This is a genomic window from Paenibacillus taiwanensis DSM 18679 (assembly GCF_000425125.1).
Classification (GTDB): Bacteria; Bacillota; Bacilli; order Paenibacillales; family Paenibacillaceae; genus Paenibacillus_B; species Paenibacillus_B taiwanensis.
In genome coordinates this window covers 140909-164617 of the sequence record NZ_KE384306.1, presented here as the reverse complement: position 1 = coordinate 164617, position 23709 = coordinate 140909, and the positions used below count along the sequence as shown (strand labels likewise).

The following is a 23709-nucleotide window of genomic DNA, read 5'->3' as shown; positions in this document are numbered from 1 at the left end:
CAAAGCTAACACAACAGCCCAAACGAACCTATTACATTTACAGTTTCATAAAATGAATATATTATTTCTTATTGTTGACGATTGTCCAACTCTTCAATCAAGCTATTACGTGCTTGGAGCGTGGTCGGAAATATACGGGCCCGTTTGGAGAGCAAAAAGCTGATCGTCGAATCAAAGCCGGCAATCAAGGCTTCTTCGAGGCTGCGCTTGGCTAACTCTCTAATGCGGTCTACCCCTGGAAAGTCCCGACCTGGCTCGATGTAGTCAGCCAGACATACAACTTTGTCAAGCTTCGTCATCCGCTCGCGTCCAGAGGTGTGGTAGCGTATTGCATCAAGCACTTCCTCATCCGAGACGCCATATTCATGCTCCGCAACATAGGCGCCAACAGGAGCATGCCAAAGCGCCTTGTCATGCTGAAGCAGCAAGCTTGGAAGACCTTGGTCGCGTATAATCCGCTCCATTTTGTCTGTCGGCCAGTATTTTACGACATCATGCAGCAGCGCCGCCAAATCCGCTTTGACAGGATCAACCCCATACTGTAAGGCAAGCTCCACAGCAGACTGCATCACACCTGCGGTATGGTTCCACCGTTTCACAGGCATTTGGGAGCGCACAGCTTCTAACAATTGATCACGACTCATTTTCATATAAACCCCACCTTTGCGCATACTGTTCAACCGCTTCAGGCACGAGGTACCGAATGGATCGGCCTTGAGCCATCCGTCTTCTAATCTCTGTTGAAGAAATATCCATTAAGGGCATGTGGGCTTCCACCACACGGGCTTGCCATTGGACGGGAAGGAGCGAAACATCCCATTTCGCACCTGGCCGCTGCAAGCCTATGAATTTAATTTTGGTCATCAGTTCATCGATCCCGTGCCACTTCGGTAAATAAGCAACCATATCCCCACCGATAATCCAGTACCACTCCACTTGTGGATATTGAGCCTGCAACGCATTAACTGTATCTAAAGTATATGAGACACCGCCGCGTTCCATTTCCCAAGCGCTAACCTGAAAAGGCTCATAATCGGAAATTGCAAGCTGCGTCATATGCAGCCGCTGCTCCGGAGAAGCGATCGGCTGATGAGGTTTATGAGGCGGCACGTTAGCTGGCATAAACCACACCTCGTCCAGCGCTGCGGCCTCTCGTGCAGACTCGGCAGCGACAAGATGTCCGAGATGGATCGGGTCAAACGTACCTCCCATAATGCCGATATGCTTGACGGAGTGAGTCATAGGTACAGCCTCCTGCAAAATTTAAATCCTATGGGGCAGCCGCAGTTGTCCTGCTTGCTAAAAGCTGCTCAAATGCCGATGCCTTGCTGTTTAGAAAGTTTAGGCTCTAGGAAGCACGATTTCTTTGTGATCCTTCGATTCCTTGTATAACACAATTGTTTTACCGATTACTTGGACCAGCTCACAACCAGAACGCTCAGCAATTTCAGCTGCAATCACGTTACGATCTTCATCACAATTTTGCAAAACTGAAATTTTAATTAGCTCACGTGTCTCAATCGCCTCATCGATGTGACGGATCAATTGATCATTAACCCCACCTTTTCCAATCTGAAAAATAGGCTGCACATGATGTGCGAGAGAGCGTAAGTGTCTTTTTTGTTTACCTGTTAACATATTGTCATTCCTTCCTTATTTACAAACAAATACGTACATCGTTTACGAGCAAATACGTACATCGTACAATCTGTTGATCATAGCGACTTCCATACGATACCAGTTAACTACCAGTGATCAGATAGTGATCACAATGTGGAGAAGATTCCGCTTCTGGCAGACAATTGAGGCGTCTCATCTACAAGGTCTGCACTAGCTCGAAACAGCTCCAAGCACCGCATCTCGCATCACTTCAATCGGTGCTTGCTCACCCGTCCATAGCTCAAAAGCAATCGCACCCTGATACACAAACATTCCCAAGCCGCCATGAGTTCTAGCCCCCGCAGCCTTAGCCGCGTGGATGAGCTTCGTCTCAAGTGGATTGTATATAATATCACTTACGATCATATGAGATTTCAACCACTGCTCTGCGATCGGGCTCTCTTCTGTATGCGGATGCATCCCCACAGAGGTCGTATTAATTACAACATCAACTTGTGCAGGCTCAACTGCCGGAATGCCATCGTGTATGCCAATGCACTCAATCGTACCTAACGATGACATTTCCTGCGCTATTTTCTCCGCTCGATCAAGCGTCCGGTTAGCAATCAACAGTTTGCCACAACCTTCTCTTAGCAGCGCATAGGCAAGACCGCGCGCTGCACCGCCTGCACCTACAAGCAGTACATTACACGCGGATAAATCGACTGCCGTTTCTTCCCTTAAAGAGCGAGCATATCCCAAGCCGTCCGTATTATAACCGATCAGTTTGTTGTTATCGTTCACAATCGTATTGACCGCACCGATCATGCGTGCACTTTCATGTACTTCGTCTAAATAGACCATTACACGTTCCTTGTGCGGTATCGTAACGTTTATCCCACGAATGCCTAAAGCACGAATCCCGTGGATAGCTTCAGCCAGCCGATCCGGAGCCACATGGAAGGCTGTATAAATGCCGTCCCATCCTCGAGCCTGGAGGGCGGCGTTGTGCATAATTGGCGACTTGGAGTGACGTATCGGATCTCCAATGACGGCCAGCACTGTGGTCACACTAGTTACGGCCTGTACTGCCGCAGCACTATCCTGTTGAACCATATTATGATCCGCCTCCCTGCTCTAACACGTATAGTCTAAACCGACAGCTAATCGGTATATTTCATCCGAACTTAAATCAATGCATGTCGAAGGAGCACTTTAACGCCTTTTGGCGCATGTATTTCAACCAATGCACCCGAGGTGCTGTTACACGTAATCCAGCCCAAGCCGGACACAAACACGTCCATCTCTTGGCCGCGTGGAACACGGAGCTGATGCTTCGTCCAAACAGGAATGTCTGCCAGGCGATCCTTTGTCGGTGGCGCCAGCATCTCTCCAGCATGATCAGCATACAATTCGTCTGCACGCTCCAGCTTCGTACGATGAATCTTTATCCCGTTAGACAAGTAGCAAGTGAACGATTGACGCTCTCCTTCAACAAAGTCAAAGCGGGCTAATGCACCAAAGAACAGCGTTTGGCCAGCATTCAGTTGATATACTGCCGGCTTTAATGGTTTGTCTGGCAGCAGGGCACCCAGATCCTCACGACTAACGAGCTCTGTCAACCTGCTCTTGTATACGATACCAGGCGTATCCACAATATGTTTGCCATCGTCAAGTGGAATATTAACCATATCCAATGTAGTGCCTGGATATCTTGACGTGGTTAGTTCACGCTCCATGTCGCTATAATCATGGATCAGACGGTTAACTAGCGTCGATTTCCCGACATTGGTCGCACCTACCACGTATACATCCCGTTTGCCGCGACGCTGTCCAACTTCATCTACCAACCTCTCAAACCCGAGGTTGCGCTTCGCACTAACCAATACTACTTCAACGATCTGGATGCCGTGCTCTTTGGCCTGACGCTGCACCCAATTTTTGATCCTGTTCCAATTGATGGCCTTAGGCAGCAAATCAATCTTGTTTACGACCAGCAGCACCGGATTTGTACCGACAAAACGCTGAAGACCGGAAATAATGCTGCCATCAAAGTCAAACAAATCGACGATATGAATAACCAATGCATCTTCCTGCCCGATTCGGCCAAGCAAACGCAGAAACTCGTCATGATCAAGTGCCACTGACATGGCTTCGTTATAATTTTTAATGCGAAAACAGCGCTGGCAAATAATTGGCGTCCGCTCCAGCGCCTTCTCTGGCACATAACCGGATTGATCCGGTCGCTCCGTCTGAAGCGTTACGCCGCAGCCGCTACAGTGCCTTACTGTTTCTAATTCCATTATTGTTGTTCCTCCTCGTGCCATAAACCCTTTTTCCGTAAACTTGCTGTTGCAATGCGTTCAATACGTCGGTTAATGCGGGTCGTCCAGCCTTCATCCCGAATAGCAATGGGATCAACCAGTATCGTAAACATTTGCATACGATTGCCTCCCAATACATCCGTAAGCAGTTGATCACCCACTACAGCCGTCTCCTTCGGTGACAGTTCCATCAGCTTCATCGCTTTACGGAATGGCCGTTGTGATGGCTTACGTGCTGCATGCACAAACTGAATGTTGAGCGGCGTTGCAAAGTTGGAAACCCGTGTTAGATCGTTATTGGACACAATAACCAATTTGAAGCCTTGTCGCTTTACTTCTTCCAGCCATGCGGCCAGTTGTGGTGTTGCCAATGGGTCCTTGGCTCCGACCAATGTATTGTCCAGATCCGTTATAATCCCCTTTAACCCTTTGGACTTTAATAAAGTCAAGTCAATATCATAAACCGTACGCACCCGAAGTCTTGGAATAAGCCCTTCAAACAAGTTGGTCACCTCGTTTTCATACGACAAACTATACCATATTCTTTGATTTACGTGCAAAAAAATGCCGTATTCGTCGCATTGTTACGTCTCGAATACGGCATTTGATGTTAATACTATCATAAATGCTACGATCCTGTACGCTTAAATTCTCGAATTACCGCTTTCAATTGTTGCCAATCCTCCATTAATACCTCATCGTGTCCATATTTAGCCTGTTCAAATAAACAAACGATCTGCTCCGCAGCCGGCTTCTTGGCCGCCTGCTCGCGGCTCCAACGCTCGGCAGCCTCACGAACAGTTTCATGCTTCCCTTTGCGCATCCCGTGCATATGACAATAACTTAGCCATAGCTCCGTGTCTGCAATAATATGTTCGCGCGGAGTTAAGCGTCGTCCGATAAAACGAACCCATCTCATCGTATATCCAATTGAACGCCAGCGCAGCACGAGCATCACGATCGCAAATGCAGCTGCCAACATTAATACAATCTGAGCCACTGTCCCTATCCATGCAGGTAGTGAAATCTCATCAGACTTGGCTGTCTGCTGCTCAGGTTCTACTTGATTCAGTTCCGCTCCCTGCTCCTGCTCATCCTCCCCAGCAGATGCTTGTAGTCTCGGCATTGTAAAACCAGGAGTCGGTTCAAAAGCAACCCAGCCATATTCCCCTAAATACACTTCTACCCACGAATGCGCATCCGCATTTGTTACACGAAACGTGCCACCTTCATTCGGATCCGACATCCGTTCTAGCATAGCTTCCGGCATTCGGTTATCAATCATCAAATCTCTTGTACCAGGAGCATACCCTTTAACCCATCGTGTCGGAACGCCCACTGCGCGCAGCATGACAGCCATTGTGGATGAGAAGTAATCACAGTAGCCTTCCTGTATTTCAAACAAAAATGATTCTACAAAGTCCTCACTAACTTTTTTACTTATATCAGGCTTATTTGTGTACTTAAATTCAGTCCGCAAGTAGGACTCAATAAACTTGGCCCGATCGTAATCATTAGTAGCTCCTTTCGTAATCTGCTCGGCCAGACTTTTGACGCGGACAGAATACTCCGTTGGCAGCTTCAAGTACTGATACATTAACGCCCCTTTGATCCCCTCTGTCGGGTAATCGCGAGATACAGTACCTTTTCTCATCTCCTCTGGTGTAGCAACAGACACTTCCGATACAATCGTATAGGACTCAGGATACGCTTTATCAGCTCCTGGTTTATACATAAGTTCGCCATCATAACCGTTCCATCTCATGCTGCCGCTATGCTTGCCTTTCACTTGATCATAGGAAGAAATAGTAGCCATACCAAACAAAATCGGATACGTCTTGCTGTCTAGCATCGTAAAGGTCTGCTTTACTGTTCTTGTAGCAACATGCTGGCCTAACTGGTTTTGGGCACGCAGTTCCGTTCCTGGCGTTGCCTGCTTCAAATCCTCAGACTCCAAATCTGCCCATCCATTTCCAATGTATACGGCTTTGCTTTCTCCTCGCCAGTACCCTCTATAGTCCGCATTAACGGACATAACGGATTTAAAGTCCATTTCAAAACCGCCGCCAAGATCATAGTCATGTGTACTGTAGCCTGACGATACACCGCTGCCGTTTCCCCCGCCTGGTCCATTGCCTTCTCCCGCTACCGGAAAACGTTCAGCGTTGATCCAGGCTGTATAAGGATCGGTGACGATTGGCGCAAGCCCGGGCATGCTGAGACCCGAGCAAATAATTGCCGAAACAAGCACAATCGCGCTCACTGTCATCTGGAAAGCATATCGCTTGGTATGACTGCTTTGGGCAGGAAATTTGTGTTTCATCGTTCTAAAATGCAGCGCAATTAGCCAGACTAAGGAGGCAGACATAACCCAGGCCACCTGATCCCACAATATTTCGGGTGTAAATGAATCCAATGCACCGAGCACGATAAATTGGAGCACAAGCAACATAACGATATGCCAGCTCGTCTTTACCTTGCTCATAAACAACTCGTATGTCAGCCAGATCAGTCCGACTAGCCAGAGATACGGGTGGTACTGAAGCAAGCTTTCCCCTATCCTTGTGCTTGAATCAGCAGGCACCCACAATTGAAACTGCTGTAATTCCTCATAAATGGACCATAGGACAACACTTAGTCCGATTGGGATACGTACTATTGGTAATCGTGGAAAAAGCAGACCTGCAAACACGACTGTATTCAGCATCAGCTTTGTCATCGCAATCGTCTCGTCATACCAATAAGGAACAAGTGCAATCGCCCATTGATACAGCATGATGTAGAGGCAAAGCCAAATTAGGCGATCTTCCCAAAATAAGCCGAGGATGCGCTGGGTATATTTATTGTCACGCTTCATGCCGAGCTTTCCCCCAATCGCACCGGAAGCTGCTGTAATTCAGAAACCGGAATATACGCATATTGATGCCGCATAAGCATCGTTTGTAATTCATAATCTTCATCATGCGGTTTGGTATGGACATGAAAATAATCGCCTTGCCACCCCCGCTTAGCCAGTGCAGCAATGTTGGCAAACTGAGAACGATGTCTGCCGCCTGATATCCAAGCCACAATGCCGCCGTTGCGCAGTTCTGGATGTGTTGTCCATTTGTTCACCCACGATGACTCCATTCGTTCACGTGCAGATACCCGCAAAGGATGAACAGAGGCGAACCATTGCCGCAGTGCAAGCGTTTCATAGCGAACCGTTTCGGCATCCCATAGGTTCATATCGCTGTGAATCCCTACGATCACGACACGTCGCTGCTGTTGGCGCGCATATGCCGCAAGTGACGCCAAAATGGAAACCGCAAGTTCAAACTTATCATGATCCTCGTAGGCATCTATCGACAGATCCAATACGAGCACTAGCTGCGGCAGCCCCTCCGGTTCAAATTGCTTTGACTTTAACGCTCCCGTTTTCGCTGTAGCATTCCAATGAATACGGGATAACTTGTCACCTTGCACATAATCACGAATCCCGTTCAGTGTTGTTGACTCCAGACGCTGTCTGGACATCGACTGTTCAACCTGAAACGATCCTCGCCAAGATTTCAGCTGCTTCCAGCCTTGAACCGGCACAGTCTGCGGCATGACATACAACGATTGCCCCGCGTGAAATGTTCCTTCGTAAGCAAACAAGCCAAACAAATCTTTAGTCCAACACACCGTACGTGAAAATTGATAACAGCCTCGTGTCAAGGATGGTGTCTGATAAGTAACTAAAGCGGACCGCTGATGATCTAACGTGACAATCGATTCGTGCACATGGACACGCTCGCCGAAGCGATGCAATTCATCCTGTACAACCAAATAGGGCATAGGGACCCATCCGGGAATTTGAATTTGTAGTTTGACAGGTATATGACTGTGCGACATATAGTGCTTCCGTCCTTCGCCCCCTACTTCACGAATGCCGCTTGCCCTGCGTATGCCACCAAAGGCGCAGCTCAGCCAATAACAGCCTAGCAGTGTAGCCATCGTAAGCAACATAAATGAAGTTTTTCCGCCCTGAAATAAGAAATAACAAATTAGTCCGATATAAATGAGCACTGCATAATACAAATAGGGCATCCGCATTCGCTGGTTCGTTTGCGCTGTATGTGGGTCTTTCATCCTTACATCTCCAGTCTTACTGGCACAGCGACCTGCTGTAACACATTACGAATCACATCATCTGGCGTAATTCCCTCAATTCTTGCGTCAACACCAAGCACAATTCGATGACCCAGGACGTAAGGAGTTAGCTTCTTAATGTCATCTGGCGTAATATATCCTCTGCCCTGCAGCCAAGCATAGGCCTTGGATGCCTGCATGAGAGCGATGGATGCGCGCGGACTCGCACCGAGCAGCACATGAGGATGACTGCGGGTACGCCGTACAATATCGATCATATATGAACCGACGGCGTCATCCATATGAATTTGCTGGATAAGGCGCTGCACTTCCTCAATCGTCTCAATATCCGTTACAGCTTCTATCCGTTCCGAAGGCAATCCATCCATATGACGAGTTAACAGTTCTCTTTCTGTCTGTTCATCCGGATATCCAATACGAAGCCTCATCATAAATCGATCAAGCTGTGCTTCTGGCAGCGCATAAGTTCCTTCAAATTCAATCGGGTTTTGGGTAGCAAATAAAATAAACGGCTTCGGCAGGTCAAACGTCTCACCGTCAATCGTGACGTGGCGCTCTTCCATCGCTTCTAGCAGTGCGGACTGCGTCTTCGTTGTAGCCCGATTAATCTCATCAACGAGCAGAAAATTCGTCATCATCGGGCCTGGACGAAACACAAATTGCTGCTCCTTGGGATGGAAAATAAACATCCCTGTAATATCAGTGGGCAGCAGGTCCGGATTGCACTGGACACGCCTGAACTGACCATTCATCGTACGCGCCAGCGACTTGATTAACTGCGTCTTCCCTGTACCAGGGACGTCCTCGATTAAAACGTGGCCCCCGGCCAACATAGCTGTTAGCAGCAGCTCAATCTCCGCTTGTTTGCCTAATATACAACGTTCCAATGAAGAACGTAATTGCTGAATGACTGCATGCAGCGATACAGGTACCGACATAAACATAACCTCCTGGATATACGAATGGGTGCATGTGTAACATCATAATGACAGATGGATAGCAGTAAAATAATGCGCTTACAATTTCTCATTTTACACCATTGCAGGAAGATCGTACATGTGGCATAGTGACGAAATATGTTGGCGATTCAAACTTGCAGTTTACCTGCTTGAACACTATTCCGACATCAACAAGTGAAGTCATTATATTACTTACGAAATGAAATTAAAATAGAAGAAATCAATTGTTTTTTATACATATCAATGCACTTTAAGAGGGAAGCTCACCTGCAATACAAACAGGCTTTGAACTGGACTGGCTCCGACTCAAAACCTAACCATATTTTATGGCTTAATTATTTAACGATTGGACAACAATCTCAATTTGCGAGATAAGAAAAACCTTGATACCTACTCGATATTTATCTAGCTCCATAACAAAAAGCGACATTATCGTGTACATGTCTCTCATTAGAGCATGTCACCCGAATGCCGCATTAACAGTAATAGTTTAGGAATGTGAAGTGGAATGTTATTACTGGTAACCCTTTTATAAATAATCGAAAGTTGCTTATCCTTTTGGCCGTATAAATAAAGCAGCTAAAAAGGAGAACACAATCGCCGCGGATATACCCGCACTCGTTGTTTTAAATATGCCTGTGACAGAGCCGATCCAGCCTGTACTTTGCAAATCGGTTATAGCGCCATGTACCAGTGAATTACCGAAACTAGTAATGGGAACCGTCACGCCAGCGCCAGCAAAATTAATGAGCGGCTCATACCAACCAAGGCCGTCCACGATCGCACCTGCAACTACAAGGATAGCCATCGTATGCGCCGGAGTCAACTTCGCCACATCAAACATAAGCTGTCCGATGACACAAATCAATCCACCCACAACAAATGCCCAAAAATAGATCATGTCCCATCCCCCATTTCCAATGTTACCGCGTGAGCGATACATGGGATACTTTCTCCTTGCTGGTAGGACAGCGGCGAGAGCAGTGCTCCTGTAGCTACAATCATCACTCGCTTCAACTCCCCTTTGCGCATACGTCGCAAAATATGCCCATAAGTCACTACAGCAGAACATCCACATCCGCTGCCGCCCGCTTGTACTGCTTGCTGCTGCAAATCATAGACCATTAATCCACAGTCGTTAAATACCGTTCCCTCCATCGATAAGCCATTTTCTTTAAATAAATCTTTGGCAATGGCATGGCCGATAGAAGCGAGATCTCCCGTAACGATAAGATCGTAGTCCTGGGGGGTTCGGTTTAAGTCAGTCAAGTGCGTCTGAATCGTATCCACGGCCGCCGGCGCCATTGCAGCTCCCATATTAAACGGGTCCTTAAGTCCCATATCTAAAACTTTGCCAATCGTCGCCGCAATCACTTTCGGACCGTCACCTGTAGGAGCAACGACAGCAGCACCTGCTCCTGTAACCGTGTATTGAGCAGTCGGCGGCTTCTGGGACCCGTATTCCGTCGGGTATCGGAACTGCTTCTCCGCGGTACAATTATGGCTGCATGTTCCTGCCAATACATACTTAGCGTTGCCGCTGTCCACTAGCAGTGAGGCTATTGCCAACGTTTCCATCGATGTAGAGCACGCGCCAAATACGCCGATGTATGGGACTCCCAAATTTCGTGCCGCAAAGGTGTTGCTAATAATTTGATTCATCAAGTCTCCGCCCAGAAAATAATGGATGTCTTCATCCTTTAGCTTAGCATGCAGCACGGCTAGCTCTGTCGCTTGCTCAAGCAGCTTACGTTCGGCCTTTTCCCAACTCTTCTCCTTCATATCCAAATCTTCGTGGATGAAGTCAAACTCCTTAGCAAGCGGGCCTTCCCCCTCGTCAGGACCAACAACGGTGGCCGTGCTAATAATGACCGGCTTATTCTTGAACAGCCAAGTCTGGCGCCCTATGTGCATATGAATGCCTCCATTCGTGGTTCAGCTTGCACTTGTTGCTAATGATGCTGAATATTGATGCCGAATATTAAGTACACCATCGCCACAACAAATGCGGCCACCGTGCCAAACACAATCACGGACCCCGCAAGTTTAAACATGTTGCCTCCGACACCAAGCACAAGCCCTTCGCTGCGATGCTCAAGCGCCGCCGAACACATCGAATTGGCGAATCCAGTAACGGGTACAGCGGAGCCTGCCCCTGCCCACTGAGCAATTTTGTCATATACACCAAGACAAGTAAGAACGACGGACACAAAAATGAGCAGTACGACCGTTGGTCCCGCAGCTTGCTTCTCACTCATATGAAGCCAATTCATAAACAACGACTGGATAGCTTGTCCAATTAAGCAGATCGTGCCTCCGACTAGAAAGGCCCGAATGCAGTTTTTGAAGACAGAGCGAGCGGGTTCACGCTTCTTTGCGATCTGCTTGTATTGCTGCTCCGATATCGTCCACTTGCCCGATTTCCAAGCCGGGGTTTTGGACTTCGCAGAAGTCGCCATAGGCATACCTCCTATATTATTACGTTTTACATCATCTAGTTTGAAGATGTCTGAATACAGTATTTGTCGTTTGAAGCGGGATTATGTTACATTGATATCCCCTCATCTAATGTCACATTTTGTATATAAAGCATAGACATACAATAACAAGCAGGACAAACAAAATGAGTGTCAATGCATCCAACCATAGCTTGTGTAGTTTTGGTAAGGGCGAACTGCTGCTCTCAGTTTGATTTGGGCGTTGGCCACCTCGCGGATAGACGTTAGGTACTGCATGTGCTAATTTTCGAGACCGCTTTTGCATGGTCAACAACATCCTTTCTCGATGTCACCACTGGGGACATACTGCACAATATGCGGCGAAAGCCCGTCTAGCAACTATCCCCGCTTTATTTTCTTGCTTCATCCTCCCGTTTTCCCTGTATTTTAAATTTTGTGCAAGCATTAGTCCGGTACGTTCGCATACAAAAACACGCCTCTGCTGAAGCAGAAGCGTGCTTGACATGATACTTGTTCGCTATTACATAAATCGAAGCCGCCCGAAGCAGTCCGGTACGTGGAAATTAACCGCCCCTGTAGGTGACCATGCCCAAAATGAACGCTCACCTGCTTTGGTCTGGTCAATGCGGAACCAATTTACACGCCATTCTTCTCCAGCCGCTGGTACTTGTGCTTGCAAGGAATTAAATGGTATTCGCAATTCATAAGTCAGCCTGACCATGCCGCCATCAAGTGGCTGTACAGCAACAGACGTATGCAGTTCGGCCGCATCCCACTCTGGATGCAGCTCGGAAGGCTCGTGCCCGTTGTTTTGGATCATCGCATCAAACACAACGTTATGCGGACTTACGTTAAATTCATAATAACGTTCCCCTGTACCTTGGAGATCAATAAACATTTCTACAACATCTGCTTCGTATAAAGGGTCATCGTGATCTTTATAGGGGCTCCATATATAATCATCATCCGCATAAATACGAACATGCACAGCATCTGTTGTCCAACAAGCTGCAATAGCCGTCGTTAAACGCGGCAGTTCGGATGTTGTCACATCCAGCAGCGACGTCCGCGACATCTGATCCCAGTCGTTGTCAGATGGCAGCTGCGCCATATATCTACATTCATAAATCGGCAGCAGTGGATGTAGTAAGGCTACTTTACGATCTTCTCCCTGAGCTGAATCCAAGGGCGGTGATTGGCTATTCCCTTCATCCATTCGACTTGTCGTGCTGTCGAGATGGCTCATTCGTGCTGTATCGGGTGGTGTGTGGTTCATAGAAGTTTATCCTCTCCGTCTTCAAGCTGTTTAGCAGCAAACGACCCGATTGCGGGGAGGTTCGCTATTCATTCTATTTTAGGATACAAGCCACCAGCCCGAAATGTATTTATTAAAGAAATATCGCCACATCCCCCCTCTATTTGAACCACCTTGAAAAAGGCAATTAGAAACTGTAATTCAGCAATGTGAACGACATTTAAGAAGTTACCTGCTGTGACAGCATATTTTTATCCCAATTGTGAAGAGAAGGCATTCGTCTTGTCATAGGATCAATCAGCCATAGAATAGACACCAAACTTACAAGCAAGCCGCACAGCAGCATCATGGATGAACTTCCCCAATAAGTTCCTAACGCTCCACCTAATAAAAATCCAAGTGGCATTGCAAGTCCACTAAAGCTGGATATCGCCGCCATTACTCGACCCATATAAGCTTCTGGAACAACTGTCTGTACAAAGACAGCTGCCGCTACATTTGTCACCCCACCTGGCAGCCATCCTATGCCAAACAAAATAACCGCCAGCCAAGGGGAAGTAGCTTGAGAACACAGTATCCACAACAGACCACATACCAAAAAAGCTACAATAAATAACAATCCCAGCTTTTTATGCTCAATACGCAGCGCAGGTGCTAGCACCGTACCCAGTATTCCCCCAACAGCCATCGACGTCATTAGGAGACCATACTGTTCAGGGCTGCTTCCGAATGCAGGCAATATGGCCATCAAGGCTCCACCGGCAAAATTGATGACCAATATACCTGCCAGTAATCGCATAATAGAAGGCTGCATCAACATTTTTATACCATCTGTCAATTCACGGCCATACTGTTTCATTACTTGCTTTAGTTGTAATTGATTCTGTTTTGGATTCGTTTTGGATTCGTTTGTCGTTGAGGCTGTTGCTACAGTTAACATGGAAAAGACAAATGCCGTTATAAAGAACAAACCCGAATTGATCAAGAAGAGACTGCTCACACCGATCGCTCCAATAAGTACGCCTCCTAATGCGTTAAAGGCTGCATCACTGCCCTGATTTGCAGCGGTAAACAACATATTTCCCATCGTTAGCTGCTCGCGTGGGAGCACCTTAGGTAAGGCGGCCATTTCCGCCGGATACATAAATTGATTTAGCATGGATATAATTGGCATCAATATCAGTATGAAGGTGATGGACAGAAAACCATATGCATATCCGAAGGGTACGATGAGCAGCAATACGGCTTGGGTGAGCTGAGTTGACACTAGCATATGCCGAAGTGGCCATCTATCAATGAATGGGCCGTACAGAAATTGTATTATGCGTGGCATGGAGGTCAGAAAACCTGCAAGTCCTGTATAAAAGGTAGAGCCTCCCAAGTTGTACACCATCCACATCGCACCAATCATGTAAAAGCTGTCACCCGCATTCGCAAATAAACGGCCAATAAACAACTTAGTAAAGTTTTCATTTCGAAAAATACGATGCATCCTTTTCATGCGTTCATCCCCTAGACACATTTTTTACCAATGTATCATAATCAGAACGCCGACCCATCGGGCCGGAACTGTAAGTATCCCTTATACTTAGGATGTAGGAGCAGCTCGGGCTATAGAAGGATCTGTGGGTTTAGAGCGTCCGCGCATTCAAGCCACTTTGATCAAAAAACACGAAAACCCGCAGGACAGACTCACTTCTTAAAAAGTGTCTGTTCCACGGGTTCATGTGGTTTACATGGCGCTTATTATTGCTCAGGGAACAATGCTGTAGACAAATAGCGCTCCCCTGTATCCGGCAGCAGTACTACAATCGTCTTGCCCTTGTTCTCTGGCCGTTTCGCTATTTCAGTAGCCGCAAACACAGCGGCGCCAGACGATATACCTACAAGCAGGCCTTCCGATGTAGCCAGCGTACGGGCTGTAGATAGTGCCTGCTCATTGCTTACTTGGTAAACCTCATCTACGACAGTTGCGTCATAGTTTCCTGGCACGAAGCCGGCACCGATGCCTTGTATCATATGCGGTCCTCTTGTACCACCGGACAGGACAGGCGATTCAGCCGGCTCTACGGCAATAATGGCAGCCGAGGGCTTCTTGGATTTCAGCGCTCCGCCTACTCCGGCAATTGTGCCGCCTGTGCCGACACCTGCAACAAAGATGTCCACTTCGCCATCTGTATCACGCCATATTTCTTCGGCTGTTGTCCGGCGATGCACGTCCGGATTAGCCGGATTGTTAAATTGCTGCGGAATAAACGCATGCGGAATTTCCTCCGCCAGCTCTTCCGCTCGTTTGATTGCGCCTGTCATGCCTTCTGCCGCTGGCGTCAGTACCAATTCAGCACCAAGCGCCTTCAGCAGCTTTCTGCGCTCCACGCTAAACGATTCCGGCAGCGTAATCATCAGCCGGTACCCAAGCGCAGCGGCAGCAAAAGCGAGCCCGATTCCGGTATTGCCACTCGTCGGCTCGATTATAATGGAATCTTTATGAAGCAAGCCTTTCGCTTCAGCATCCTTGATCATGGCGAAGCCAATGCGATCCTTTACACTGCCTGCGGGATTAAAGTATTCAAGCTTAGCGATAACTTTTGCTTCAAGCTGTAATTGATCACTGTAGTTGGTTAGTTCCAGCAAAGGTGTATTTCCAATCAGATCCGTTAAATTTTTTGCGATTTTTGACATAAGATGGTTCTCCTCCTGATGCATCTGATTTCCTATTGATTTAGTCGGTTAAGTTAACCTTAACATTTCGTGTCACGTTTCGCAATGTGGGGCGGTCACATAACCTCCCCTTTAACAATACAAAAAAGAGAGGGAACAACACTCCCTCTCTACCCTTTCTCACCTCGTATTTATTGAAGCCCTGCCGAGACAGCCTCCCAGAACTTGTAATCTTCCATCCCTAAGGCATAAATAGAAACCCCAGCCAGCCAATACTTGTGTATGTATTGCGTCTTTTGGAGAATGCTTGTCTCATCTTCATACCACACTACGTGGCTAGCTCCATCTGTATCTGTATAGTTAAAATACATGGAACCTGTCCATTCGTCTCTAATCGGTGTGGCACCTGTGTCAGCGATCAGATTCGGGATATCCTTCCACATGACTTGAGCGTTGCTTTTATTGGCTGGATCCGATAAGTTCCAATCGTTTCCGTAAGTAGGGATTCCCATCAACACTTTTTCAGAAGGCACATATGTAATCGCAAATTGGAGTGCAGACTCTATCCAAGGCTTGCTGGCAACGGAGCCAGCATTTCTCCATACCCCATGTTCATCGTAAGTCATGACTTGAATCATGTCTGCTGCTTTTCCCAATGCCTCGAAGTCAAACGCCCCCGTCCAATCATCCGTTGGATCGTCATCTGCTTTAGCGGGAACAGATACCATCGTGAGAAATCCTTTAGCTTTCATCTTGCCTGCCACTTCTTGAACAAATGAAGTTAATGCCTGACGATCTTCTGGCAGCACCGCCTCGAAATCAATATTAATACCTTTGTAATGGTTCGTTTCAGCAAGTGCAAGCATATTTTGAATCAGCTTTTTCTTGGCTGTTCTATTTGTAAGTACTTGGTGTGCAGCATGACTGTCCCAATCTCGGGCTCCATAATTGGATACGAGTGCATAAGGTAATACTTCCACCGCATTGGCATAAGCAACCGTTTCTTTTGGTACTTCTCCAACGAGGTTACCTTTATCGTCCGTGTTAAAAGTGTCGGTAGACATCTGATTCATATAGTTATGAAATTGAATAAATGAATCACCCGAATCGACCGTGTAATAACCAAGGATGATCGGGGACGGTGCAGCCTCCATCTTAGTAATGCTAACGTTAAGCAAAGTGGCAATAGTAGCAGTTATCGTTAACATTTTGATCGCTTTTTTTATATTCATGTTTGTGGTGCCTCCTAAGGATGCTAGATATGAAATGTAGATAAAGAATATATGAACATAAGTATTAACGTCAATTCACATTTTTGTAAATAAGCTTCATATACTACATCGTTCATAAAAATCAGTTCCAAAGCACTAATTCAATCGTATCGGCTAGACATCATACTAAAATGATTGGTATGCTCCAAAAAATATGGTAATATGTAGGTGGTGGATTGGCAAACCGTTTATGAATATAACAATAAGCGAGGTGTACCAGTTGACTGTTATCTCCAATCTAACGATGACACTAGGGGAGTTGATACGACATAAACGACAACAGAAACAAATGACGCTGGCACAAGTTGCAGAATTAACAGGCGTATCCAAAGGCACCATATCTAAAATCGAAAATAAAGAAATCAAATTACGAGATTACAAAGTCGCCCTAGACCTTGCAGCTGTGTTAGATATCCCCATTGAAGATGTAACCGAGCGATATATAGAGGTAGAAAGGAACCCTGACTACTTGCTAGACGCGCTCAAACTTGCCATCACCCAATCCGCATCAACAGAGTTAACGGCCAAGATCGCTGCCCAATACCTCACGACAAATCGAGAACCAACCGAAGACTCCTTACAAACCTTGTATGAATTCACCAGCTCCTTGCAGGACAACTCACAACAGCTGGCCTTGTATCAAGTCATTAGCAAGATTGCTGATGATCACAGTGTTCGGCCTCTACTAGCCATGTCATTACTCCAAACCTACCTCATCCAAAGGGACAACTTCAAGAAGTTACGAGAATCATACACAAAAGGAACAGACCTTTTACACCACGCACGATTCCTTCAAACGGAAGATCAAATTATCTATTATTATAAGCTTGGCGCCCACGCATACCACTTAGGAAAATACAGAGATTGCATCCGTTTTTTTAAAGAACTAGAAACACTGGACACGTCTGAAAATCCATCTAAAGCGCACGCAATCTGTTGTATGGCCTTTTGTTATTGTTTAATCGGACAGTACGAACTGACGGAAGAATACATTAAAGCAGCAAATAAGTTTAACTTTCCTTTTGTCCAAGAGCACGTAGCTTTTACGACAGCCAAATTAAACGGGAAAAAGGGCAATATTGATTTAGCTATTATTCAATTTGAACACTGTTTAGAGCGTTATCAGCCTAAGATAGCTGTTATGGATGATCTACTAGATTTATATTTGCAACAGAACTATTTAGCAGCAGCCGAAACATTATTTCAACACGAACAAGATTTTGAGGACATTACGTTAGTGGACAACCCCGCCCTCATCGCTAAATACGCAAACTATTATGCTACTAAAAGCAGATATTATAAATTAACAAGGGACCACAATCAAACGATACACTACCTCCTGAAAAGCATCATGATCTTTATTTCGGTTGATCGACGTTCCAATGTTTCTGAGGGTGCAGGGGTGCTACTAAACGATCTATGTAAAAGTCCCAAAACACTTGATAATCTTGAAATTATCGATAAAATTGAATTGATAGCATCGTATTTAAAAATTGTTGATTACGAAGAAGGAGATGTATGATGAGAAACAAATTTAATGCCGTAGTTATGGTCGTTGCTCTTACTCTTTCCATCGCTGCACCAGTCGTTTCAAATGGTTCCACAAGCTCTGCTGCCGAGCAAGTAATCATCTCCAATATTATTATTCCTTGGTAAACAACAAGACTAGACATAAATTTATAAAAACAGACACTAAAAAAGTGTCTGTTTTTGCTTTTGTCCCATTTTTTTTTGCATTCCATAAATATTTGAAACTCGTGATATACTTACCCCGAGGAAAGCTGTACTGACATATAGTTGGTGGGCGCAAGGGGGCTTGCCCATCTTCATAAGGGGTGAAATGTAGTGAATGAGAAGATTGAGGAATTACGTTCCCTAATGAACGGATCGTATAGAGAAGGCACTAGTTTGACCGATGGTAAAATGTTAAAACTAAGTAAACGTCTGGATAAAATTTTGACCAACTATCATCGCTCAACTCAGAAACGCATCCCTACCGGTTAGCAATCATTACAACGCTCTCCACAGGGAGGTGCGCACAACATGAAGAAGTGTGTTGTATACACTGCAATTTTTGGAAACCGAGACGTGCTGCGAGATCCGGAGCAAGTGCATGCAGATATGGATTACATTTGTTACACGGATAATCCCGCTGCTCTTTCAACTACCGTTTGGAACGTCATTCCGAGCGAAATGGTATTTGAGAATACCGTAAAGACTGCCCGTTGGTTTAAGCTCCATCCACACTTGCTGTTTCCTACCTATGATACGAGTGTGTGGATAGATGCCAATTTTACTCCCCAAGGAGACATAAGCAGTTCCATTCAGAACTATCTCGCACAACACCCTGTCGCCGTATTTACACACCCTATTCGGGATTGTATTTACGAGGAGGCTCAGGTTGTTATCAATTCTATGCCTGCTCTCGCTTCCATTATTGAGCCGCAAATGTACTTTTATCGTGAGACGGGTTATCCTGAGCATCAGGGGCTCGTCGCATCGGGTGTTCTGTTTCGCAGACATCATCAGCCGGAAGTCATCTATTTGATGGAGCAATGGTGGCATCACATTGTCGTATTCAGTGGGCGGGATCAGCTTAGCTTTAACTATGTCGCATGGAAACACAACAGCTGTTATACCCTGATTAAACAATCTATTTTCGCCCACCCTCATTTTCATACTCGGGATCATGGGGTTCGCTGAAATCACGCCCTGCTACAATTTATATACCAACAGCCGGACACACCAAGCAGGTGCGCCCGCCTTTGGTATGACTTGCTCCCTCCCCTTCGTCATCTTATTCTTCATAAGTAGTGATTTGATATTGAAGCTGCTGGAGTGTATGCTCATTTTGCACAAGCAGCAAGTCAGCATGTACATTAGGCTTATTAAAATATCGTGTTAGCGTGTTCAAATCTAAGGACTTAAATTTCACAACCTGCGTGTCATTTAATAAATAATACACATGGAATTGTTGTTTGAGCTTCTCTAGTAGTTCATTACCGGAGGTGCCTGCCTGCTCGAGAAACTGGTTGTTAAATTCGATGCAGCCCAATGCTTCCTGACACGCTTGTAAAGTGGCCTCCATCCCGCCCCATACTTTTGCTTCATAACCTTCGACGTCCATTTTAAACAACAATCGGTGTGCTTTTCGTGTTAATCCTTTCATGACGGTGTCGATGGTTACACTTCTAACTTGCCGCTGCTGAAAGGCAGGACTGGGAATAGCGGTTGATGTCCCTGAATATTGGGGATTGATGTAAAAGAATGCCTGCTCGTCATCTCGATCTGAGGCAAGCGCATATACAATATGGATTTGCTCACGATTAGGATGTTCATGCAAGGAATGGTGAATATAAGGGGCAAGCGTATCATTTGCTTCAATTCCGATAACAGTAACCTCTTTGGCATATGCACTTGAAAACAAGATCTCCCCATAGTTGACCCCTACATCAAGCGCAACCGATGGCTGAAAGTAGGCAACCGCCTTTTTCCAAAATGAAGTGATTTTGGGCTGTGTAATCCCCTGATGCGCAAGCAAAAATTGCCCTCGACTCTCATGGGGATTAATATAAAGGACATATCCCAAGTCAGAAAATGTAATCTTCTCCATGTAACAGCACCTGCTTCCAAATAGCGTTACTATATCATAATAAAAATAAGAAATTAGGAACTAACCATTCACCTTATTTTATGGAATTGTGCTGCTGTCGTTAGCGGGGATAGAGCTGTCTCACGTTTAAATTTGACAATCATATTCGCAAAATGTTTATGCTTACAGGTGACCATTTATAGCTGTAACGTAACAAAAAATCCTCCCGTGTTAGGAGGATTTTAGTTATGTTACTCGTTTTTACTTGTTTGCGTCCAGCCTTGCAATAGCCGCTTCAGCCGCCTCCATAACAATCTCACCCAAAGTCGGGTGAGCATGAATAGTAAGCGCAACGTCTTCTATCGTTGCCCCCAGCTCAATGGCAAGCGCGAGCTCTGCAATCAGATTGGACGCCTCCGCTCCCACAATTTGAGCCCCGATAATACACTTCGTTTCCTTATCGGCTACTATTTTCACGTATCCTTCCCCCGCCTTCAAGGCCAGCGCCCTTCCATTTATAGCAAAAGACGATCTCCCTGTAACAACTTCCTTTGATCGTGCTCTCGCTTCAGATTCACTGAGTCCCACACTGGCAACCTCCGGATCAGAAAAAACAACAAGGGGTATGACCTTGTAATCCACCTTGGTACGCCGGTTCATTATGGCTTCTACTACTACCTTAGCTTCATAGGACGCCTTGTGGGCTAGTGCGGGACCTGCTATGATATCGCCAATTGCATAAATATTGGGGACATTCGTACGACACTGCTCATCAACCTGAATTAAACCTCGCTCCATCAGTTTAATCCCTGCGCGATCCAGCCCCAAATTTTGATCCGTATTCGGCCGCCGTCCTACCGTTACCAACACGTATTGTGCAGTGACCTGTCGCAAGTTCCCCTGTTCCTTAAAATGAACAGTAACCTGCTCACGAGTCTGTTCCATATGATCTGCTACTGCGTGAGTAAAAATATCAACCTGTTTATGTTGCAAATTACGTACAACAGGACGAATCAACTCTGGCTCGAACCCAGGTAGAATCTGCTCCGCGCCTTCCAGTATCGTTACTTTCGTTCCAAATTTAGCAAAGGTTTGACTTAGCTCCACTCCGATATATCCCCCACCAATAACGATCAGGCTTTCGGGTACTTGCTCCAAAGCAAGTGCAGCGGTAGAAGACAAAATTCTGCCCCCAAAAGGGAATGCGCCTAATTCAATAGGCCGAGAACCAGTGGCAATAATACAATGCTTGAACGCAATCTTCGTGTTTGTTGTATCCCCTTTAACCAGTACCTCATGCTCGCTTACAAAGCTGGCGTCTCCATGAAATTTGGTCATTAATTTGTTGTTTAACAAGAACGCTACACCATTTGACTGCTTATTTACAATAGAATTTTTAAAGGATTGTACTTGTGAAAAATCAACTTTGGCGTCTCCTTTAATTTCAAAGCGATGCGCTTCTGCAATTAAAGCTTTGGAGGGAATGCATCCCACGTTCGTACAAACGCCCCCTATATGATCTCGTTCCACAATTGCTACGAGCAGGCCGTGGTCCGAAGCACGTTTTGCAGCTGTGTAGCCCCCCGGGCCAGAGCCAATCACTAATACATCAACTTGTGTTACTGCGTTTTCTACTGTCAAATCGTTTCCCTCGCTCTCGTTCGTGTTTGCGTTGCTTGTCAAGTCGAGCTCCAATCTCCATCGTACCCATAACAATTACGAGACTCCTCTTATATAGCCCTAATTGTTCAAATTAAGATTGACAGTAAGCCCGCTTATTCGTAAAATTGATAGAGACAGGTCTGTACCATTATAGCTATGATCATACAGACAGATCTGTACCATGTCAATCGTTTTTGAAGGAGGAGCCTATCCAGATGCCTATCACAGACAAAAAAGAAACGGCTAAAACGAGAATTTTGCGAGTCGCATCCTATTTATTTTATCGTGAGGGTGTACGTGCCGTGGGGATAGATCGGATTATAGCTGAATCTGGCGTTGCCAAAGCGAGCTTTTACCGAAATTTTGCAACGAAAGACGATCTAGTTGTAGCCTATTTGGAGCAATTTTACGATACCTTTATGAAACCGTTCGATGAAGTTAAGGCCCGTCATCCCGAAGAACCCGTCAAGCAGCTTTATGAACTGATCGAGTCTCTTGGGGCCAGAATCGACACGCCAGGCTACCGTGGATGTCCGTTTGCCAATACGGCAGTTGAATTTCCTAATCCCGATCATCCCACCTATGAAATCGTGATGAGATATCATACGGATACACGGCATAACCTTGCGCTTGCGGCCGAGCAAGCCAAAGCGGCCGAGCCAAACACGCTGGCCGATCAATTGTTGATGTTATTTAATGGTGCACTTATAACGGCATATTTGGATCGGGCTTCTTACAGCTCCGAACATTTTGCTCATGCGGCTAAGCTGCTTATTCAGCATCAGTTAACCAAAAAGGCGTAGCCATAAGCCACGCCTTCCTATTTGTATCTGCTGGACAGTTCTCAGTTGGTCGTAGTGCGCAAGCACCCGTTCAGCTTTGCCCAGCGATACATTGATCAGTGATCTATATTCTGTTTATTACTTTGTAATCGTTTTAAACAACACGGTTTGCTCCGTAATACCCTTTTCAGCTGCAAATCGCTCAATACTGGATGCACCAAAAAATCCATCTATGCCTGCTGTTCTTTCCATGACATACGCTGCATCTTCTGGTTCCGCAATCGGACCACCATGACATATGACCATAATATCAGGATTAACGGCTTTTCCTGCTTTAATAATTGCTTCAATTTTCTCTACGCAATCATCCAATGTAAGGGCAGTTTTGGCCCCAATCGTTCCTTTCGTCGTTAACCCCATATGAGCCACTAGTATGTCCGCACCCGCTGCTGCCATTGCTTTGGCTTGCTCTGGATCAAAGACGTAAGGTGTTGTAAGCATGTCCAATTCATGTGCTGTTCGGATCATGTCAACTTCTAAATCATATCCCATCCCCGTCTCTTCTAAATTTTGTCTGAATACGCCATCAATCAAACCTACTGTCGGGAAGTTTTGTACGCCATTGAACCCTTGATCTTTTAGTTGCTTTAAATAAACTTCCATCACTCGAAAAGGATCCGTTCCGCACACACCGGCTAATACAGGTATATTTTTGACAACGGGTAATACTTCAGCCCCCATCTCCACTACAATCTGATTGGCATCCCCATAGGATAAGAGACCTGCCAGAGATCCACGCCCCGCCATTCTATACCTTCCAGAATTGTAAACGATAAGCATATCAGCTCCGCCTGCCTCACTGCTTTTCGCCGTAATCCCTGTCCCAGCTCCTACTCCCAGCAGGATCTTTCCATTTTTAATCTCTTCTTTAAACTTGGCAATGATTTCTTCTCTCGTATTTTTATTCATGTGTATTTCCTCCCGCAACATGGTCATGTATATCGTTTTATT

Annotated in this window: 24 protein-coding genes; 5 read left to right on the top strand and 19 right to left on the bottom strand. The window is 45.9% G+C overall.

Annotated elements, in window-relative coordinates:
• Positions 1 to 68: 68 nt before the first annotated feature.
• The 16 genes from yqeK to H509_RS0109485 all read right to left on the bottom strand — a co-directional run bounded on the left by yqeK (position 69) and on the right by H509_RS0109485 (position 16623).
• On the bottom strand, positions 69 to 650 hold the full coding sequence (yqeK, locus tag H509_RS0109560; protein WP_084159141.1) for a bis(5'-nucleosyl)-tetraphosphatase (symmetrical) YqeK: 582 nt from the start codon (positions 648 to 650) through the stop codon (positions 69 to 71).
• The gene (locus H509_RS0109555; protein ID WP_028544885.1) at positions 634 to 1242 is read right to left on the bottom strand and encodes a nicotinate-nucleotide adenylyltransferase; all 609 of its coding nucleotides are present in this window, start codon (positions 1240 to 1242) and stop codon (positions 634 to 636) included. Before H509_RS0109555 ends, yqeK begins: the two co-directional genes overlap by 17 nt.
• Positions 1243 to 1341: 99 nt before the next feature.
• Positions 1342 to 1638, bottom strand: a complete 297-nt coding sequence (gene yhbY, locus H509_RS0109550; protein WP_028544884.1) for a ribosome assembly RNA-binding protein YhbY — start codon at positions 1636 to 1638, stop codon at positions 1342 to 1344.
• Between the two features lie 192 nt (positions 1639 to 1830).
• Complete coding sequence (aroE, locus tag H509_RS0109545) at positions 1831 to 2715, bottom strand: shikimate dehydrogenase (RefSeq protein ID WP_028544883.1); 885 nt, start codon at positions 2713 to 2715, stop codon at positions 1831 to 1833.
• 71 nt (positions 2716 to 2786) lie between these two features.
• A complete protein-coding gene (gene yqeH, locus H509_RS0109540) occupies positions 2787 to 3902 on the bottom strand; it encodes a ribosome biogenesis GTPase YqeH (RefSeq protein ID WP_157277601.1) in 1116 nt (371 codons plus the stop codon).
• Positions 3902 to 4426, bottom strand: coding sequence for a YqeG family HAD IIIA-type phosphatase (locus tag H509_RS0109535; protein WP_028544881.1), 525 nt, complete (start codon positions 4424 to 4426; stop codon positions 3902 to 3904). Before H509_RS0109535 ends, yqeH begins: the two co-directional genes overlap by 1 nt.
• 125 nt (positions 4427 to 4551) lie before the next feature.
• Positions 4552 to 6780 (bottom strand): DUF4129 domain-containing transglutaminase family protein, encoded by a 2229-nt coding sequence (locus tag H509_RS24820; RefSeq protein ID WP_051286927.1) that lies wholly within the window; start codon positions 6778 to 6780, stop codon positions 4552 to 4554.
• On the bottom strand, positions 6777 to 8036 hold the full coding sequence (locus H509_RS24815; RefSeq protein WP_051286925.1) for a DUF58 domain-containing protein: 1260 nt from the start codon (positions 8034 to 8036) through the stop codon (positions 6777 to 6779). Before H509_RS24815 ends, H509_RS24820 begins: the two co-directional genes overlap by 4 nt.
• Before the next feature lie 2 nt (positions 8037 to 8038).
• The gene (locus tag H509_RS0109520) at positions 8039 to 8995 is read right to left on the bottom strand and encodes an AAA family ATPase (protein ID WP_028544880.1); all 957 of its coding nucleotides are present in this window, start codon (positions 8993 to 8995) and stop codon (positions 8039 to 8041) included.
• A gap of 571 nt (positions 8996 to 9566) precedes the next feature.
• Positions 9567 to 9917, bottom strand: a complete 351-nt coding sequence (spoVAE, locus tag H509_RS0109515; RefSeq protein ID WP_028544879.1) for a stage V sporulation protein AE — start codon at positions 9915 to 9917, stop codon at positions 9567 to 9569.
• A complete protein-coding gene (gene spoVAD / locus H509_RS0109510) occupies positions 9914 to 10930 on the bottom strand; it encodes a stage V sporulation protein AD (protein ID WP_028544878.1) in 1017 nt (338 codons plus the stop codon). Before spoVAD ends, spoVAE begins: the two co-directional genes overlap by 4 nt.
• Positions 10931 to 10968: 38 nt before the next feature.
• Positions 10969 to 11475: a stage V sporulation protein AC gene (spoVAC, locus tag H509_RS0109505; protein WP_028544877.1), complete on the bottom strand. Its 507-nt coding sequence runs from the start codon at positions 11473 to 11475 to the stop codon at positions 10969 to 10971.
• A 520-nt stretch (positions 11476 to 11995) separates the two neighbouring features.
• The gene (locus H509_RS0109500) at positions 11996 to 12751 is read right to left on the bottom strand and encodes a carbohydrate-binding family 9-like protein (protein ID WP_245596016.1); all 756 of its coding nucleotides are present in this window, start codon (positions 12749 to 12751) and stop codon (positions 11996 to 11998) included.
• Between the two features lie 199 nt (positions 12752 to 12950).
• Positions 12951 to 14231 (bottom strand): MFS transporter, encoded by a 1281-nt coding sequence (locus tag H509_RS0109495; protein WP_028544875.1) that lies wholly within the window; start codon positions 14229 to 14231, stop codon positions 12951 to 12953.
• 245 nt (positions 14232 to 14476) lie between these two features.
• Positions 14477 to 15412: a cysteine synthase A gene (gene cysK, locus H509_RS0109490; RefSeq protein WP_028544874.1), complete on the bottom strand. Its 936-nt coding sequence runs from the start codon at positions 15410 to 15412 to the stop codon at positions 14477 to 14479.
• Positions 15413 to 15582: 170 nt separating this feature from the next.
• Positions 15583 to 16623, bottom strand: coding sequence for a glycosyl hydrolase family 18 protein (locus H509_RS0109485; RefSeq protein WP_051286923.1), 1041 nt, complete (start codon positions 16621 to 16623; stop codon positions 15583 to 15585).
• A 193-nt stretch (positions 16624 to 16816) separates the two neighbouring features.
• Here H509_RS0109485 and H509_RS0109480 point away from each other — a divergent pair, with 193 nt between their 5' ends.
• The 4 genes from H509_RS0109480 (at position 16817) to H509_RS0109470 (ending at position 19365) form a co-directional block, all read left to right on the top strand.
• A complete protein-coding gene (locus H509_RS0109480) occupies positions 16817 to 18184 on the top strand; it encodes a helix-turn-helix domain-containing protein (RefSeq protein ID WP_084159139.1) in 1368 nt (455 codons plus the stop codon).
• The gene (locus tag H509_RS28560) at positions 18184 to 18318 is read left to right on the top strand and encodes a hypothetical protein (protein ID WP_281169724.1); all 135 of its coding nucleotides are present in this window, start codon (positions 18184 to 18186) and stop codon (positions 18316 to 18318) included. The genes H509_RS0109480 and H509_RS28560 overlap by 1 nt, the downstream gene beginning before the upstream one ends.
• A gap of 189 nt (positions 18319 to 18507) precedes the next feature.
• Positions 18508 to 18666, top strand: coding sequence for an aspartyl-phosphate phosphatase Spo0E family protein (locus tag H509_RS28750; protein WP_084159138.1), 159 nt, complete (start codon positions 18508 to 18510; stop codon positions 18664 to 18666).
• A 39-nt stretch (positions 18667 to 18705) separates the two neighbouring features.
• Positions 18706 to 19365, top strand: coding sequence for a glycosyltransferase domain-containing protein (locus H509_RS0109470; RefSeq protein WP_028544871.1), 660 nt, complete (start codon positions 18706 to 18708; stop codon positions 19363 to 19365).
• Between the two features lie 94 nt (positions 19366 to 19459).
• On the opposite strand, the gene H509_RS0109465 is transcribed toward H509_RS0109470, so the two are convergent.
• A complete protein-coding gene (locus tag H509_RS0109465; protein ID WP_028544870.1) occupies positions 19460 to 20275 on the bottom strand; it encodes an FkbM family methyltransferase in 816 nt (271 codons plus the stop codon).
• Positions 20276 to 20515: 240 nt separating this feature from the next.
• The gene (gene lpdA, locus H509_RS0109460; protein ID WP_028544869.1) at positions 20516 to 21895 is read right to left on the bottom strand and encodes a dihydrolipoyl dehydrogenase; all 1380 of its coding nucleotides are present in this window, start codon (positions 21893 to 21895) and stop codon (positions 20516 to 20518) included.
• A gap of 236 nt (positions 21896 to 22131) precedes the next feature.
• Between lpdA and H509_RS0109455 the strand changes: the two genes are divergently transcribed.
• On the top strand, positions 22132 to 22719 hold the full coding sequence (locus H509_RS0109455) for a TetR/AcrR family transcriptional regulator (protein ID WP_028544868.1): 588 nt from the start codon (positions 22132 to 22134) through the stop codon (positions 22717 to 22719).
• A gap of 117 nt (positions 22720 to 22836) precedes the next feature.
• On the opposite strand, the gene H509_RS0109450 is transcribed toward H509_RS0109455, so the two are convergent.
• Positions 22837 to 23667, bottom strand: a complete 831-nt coding sequence (locus tag H509_RS0109450; protein ID WP_028544867.1) for a phosphoenolpyruvate hydrolase family protein — start codon at positions 23665 to 23667, stop codon at positions 22837 to 22839.
• Positions 23668 to 23709: the final 42 nt, after the last annotated feature.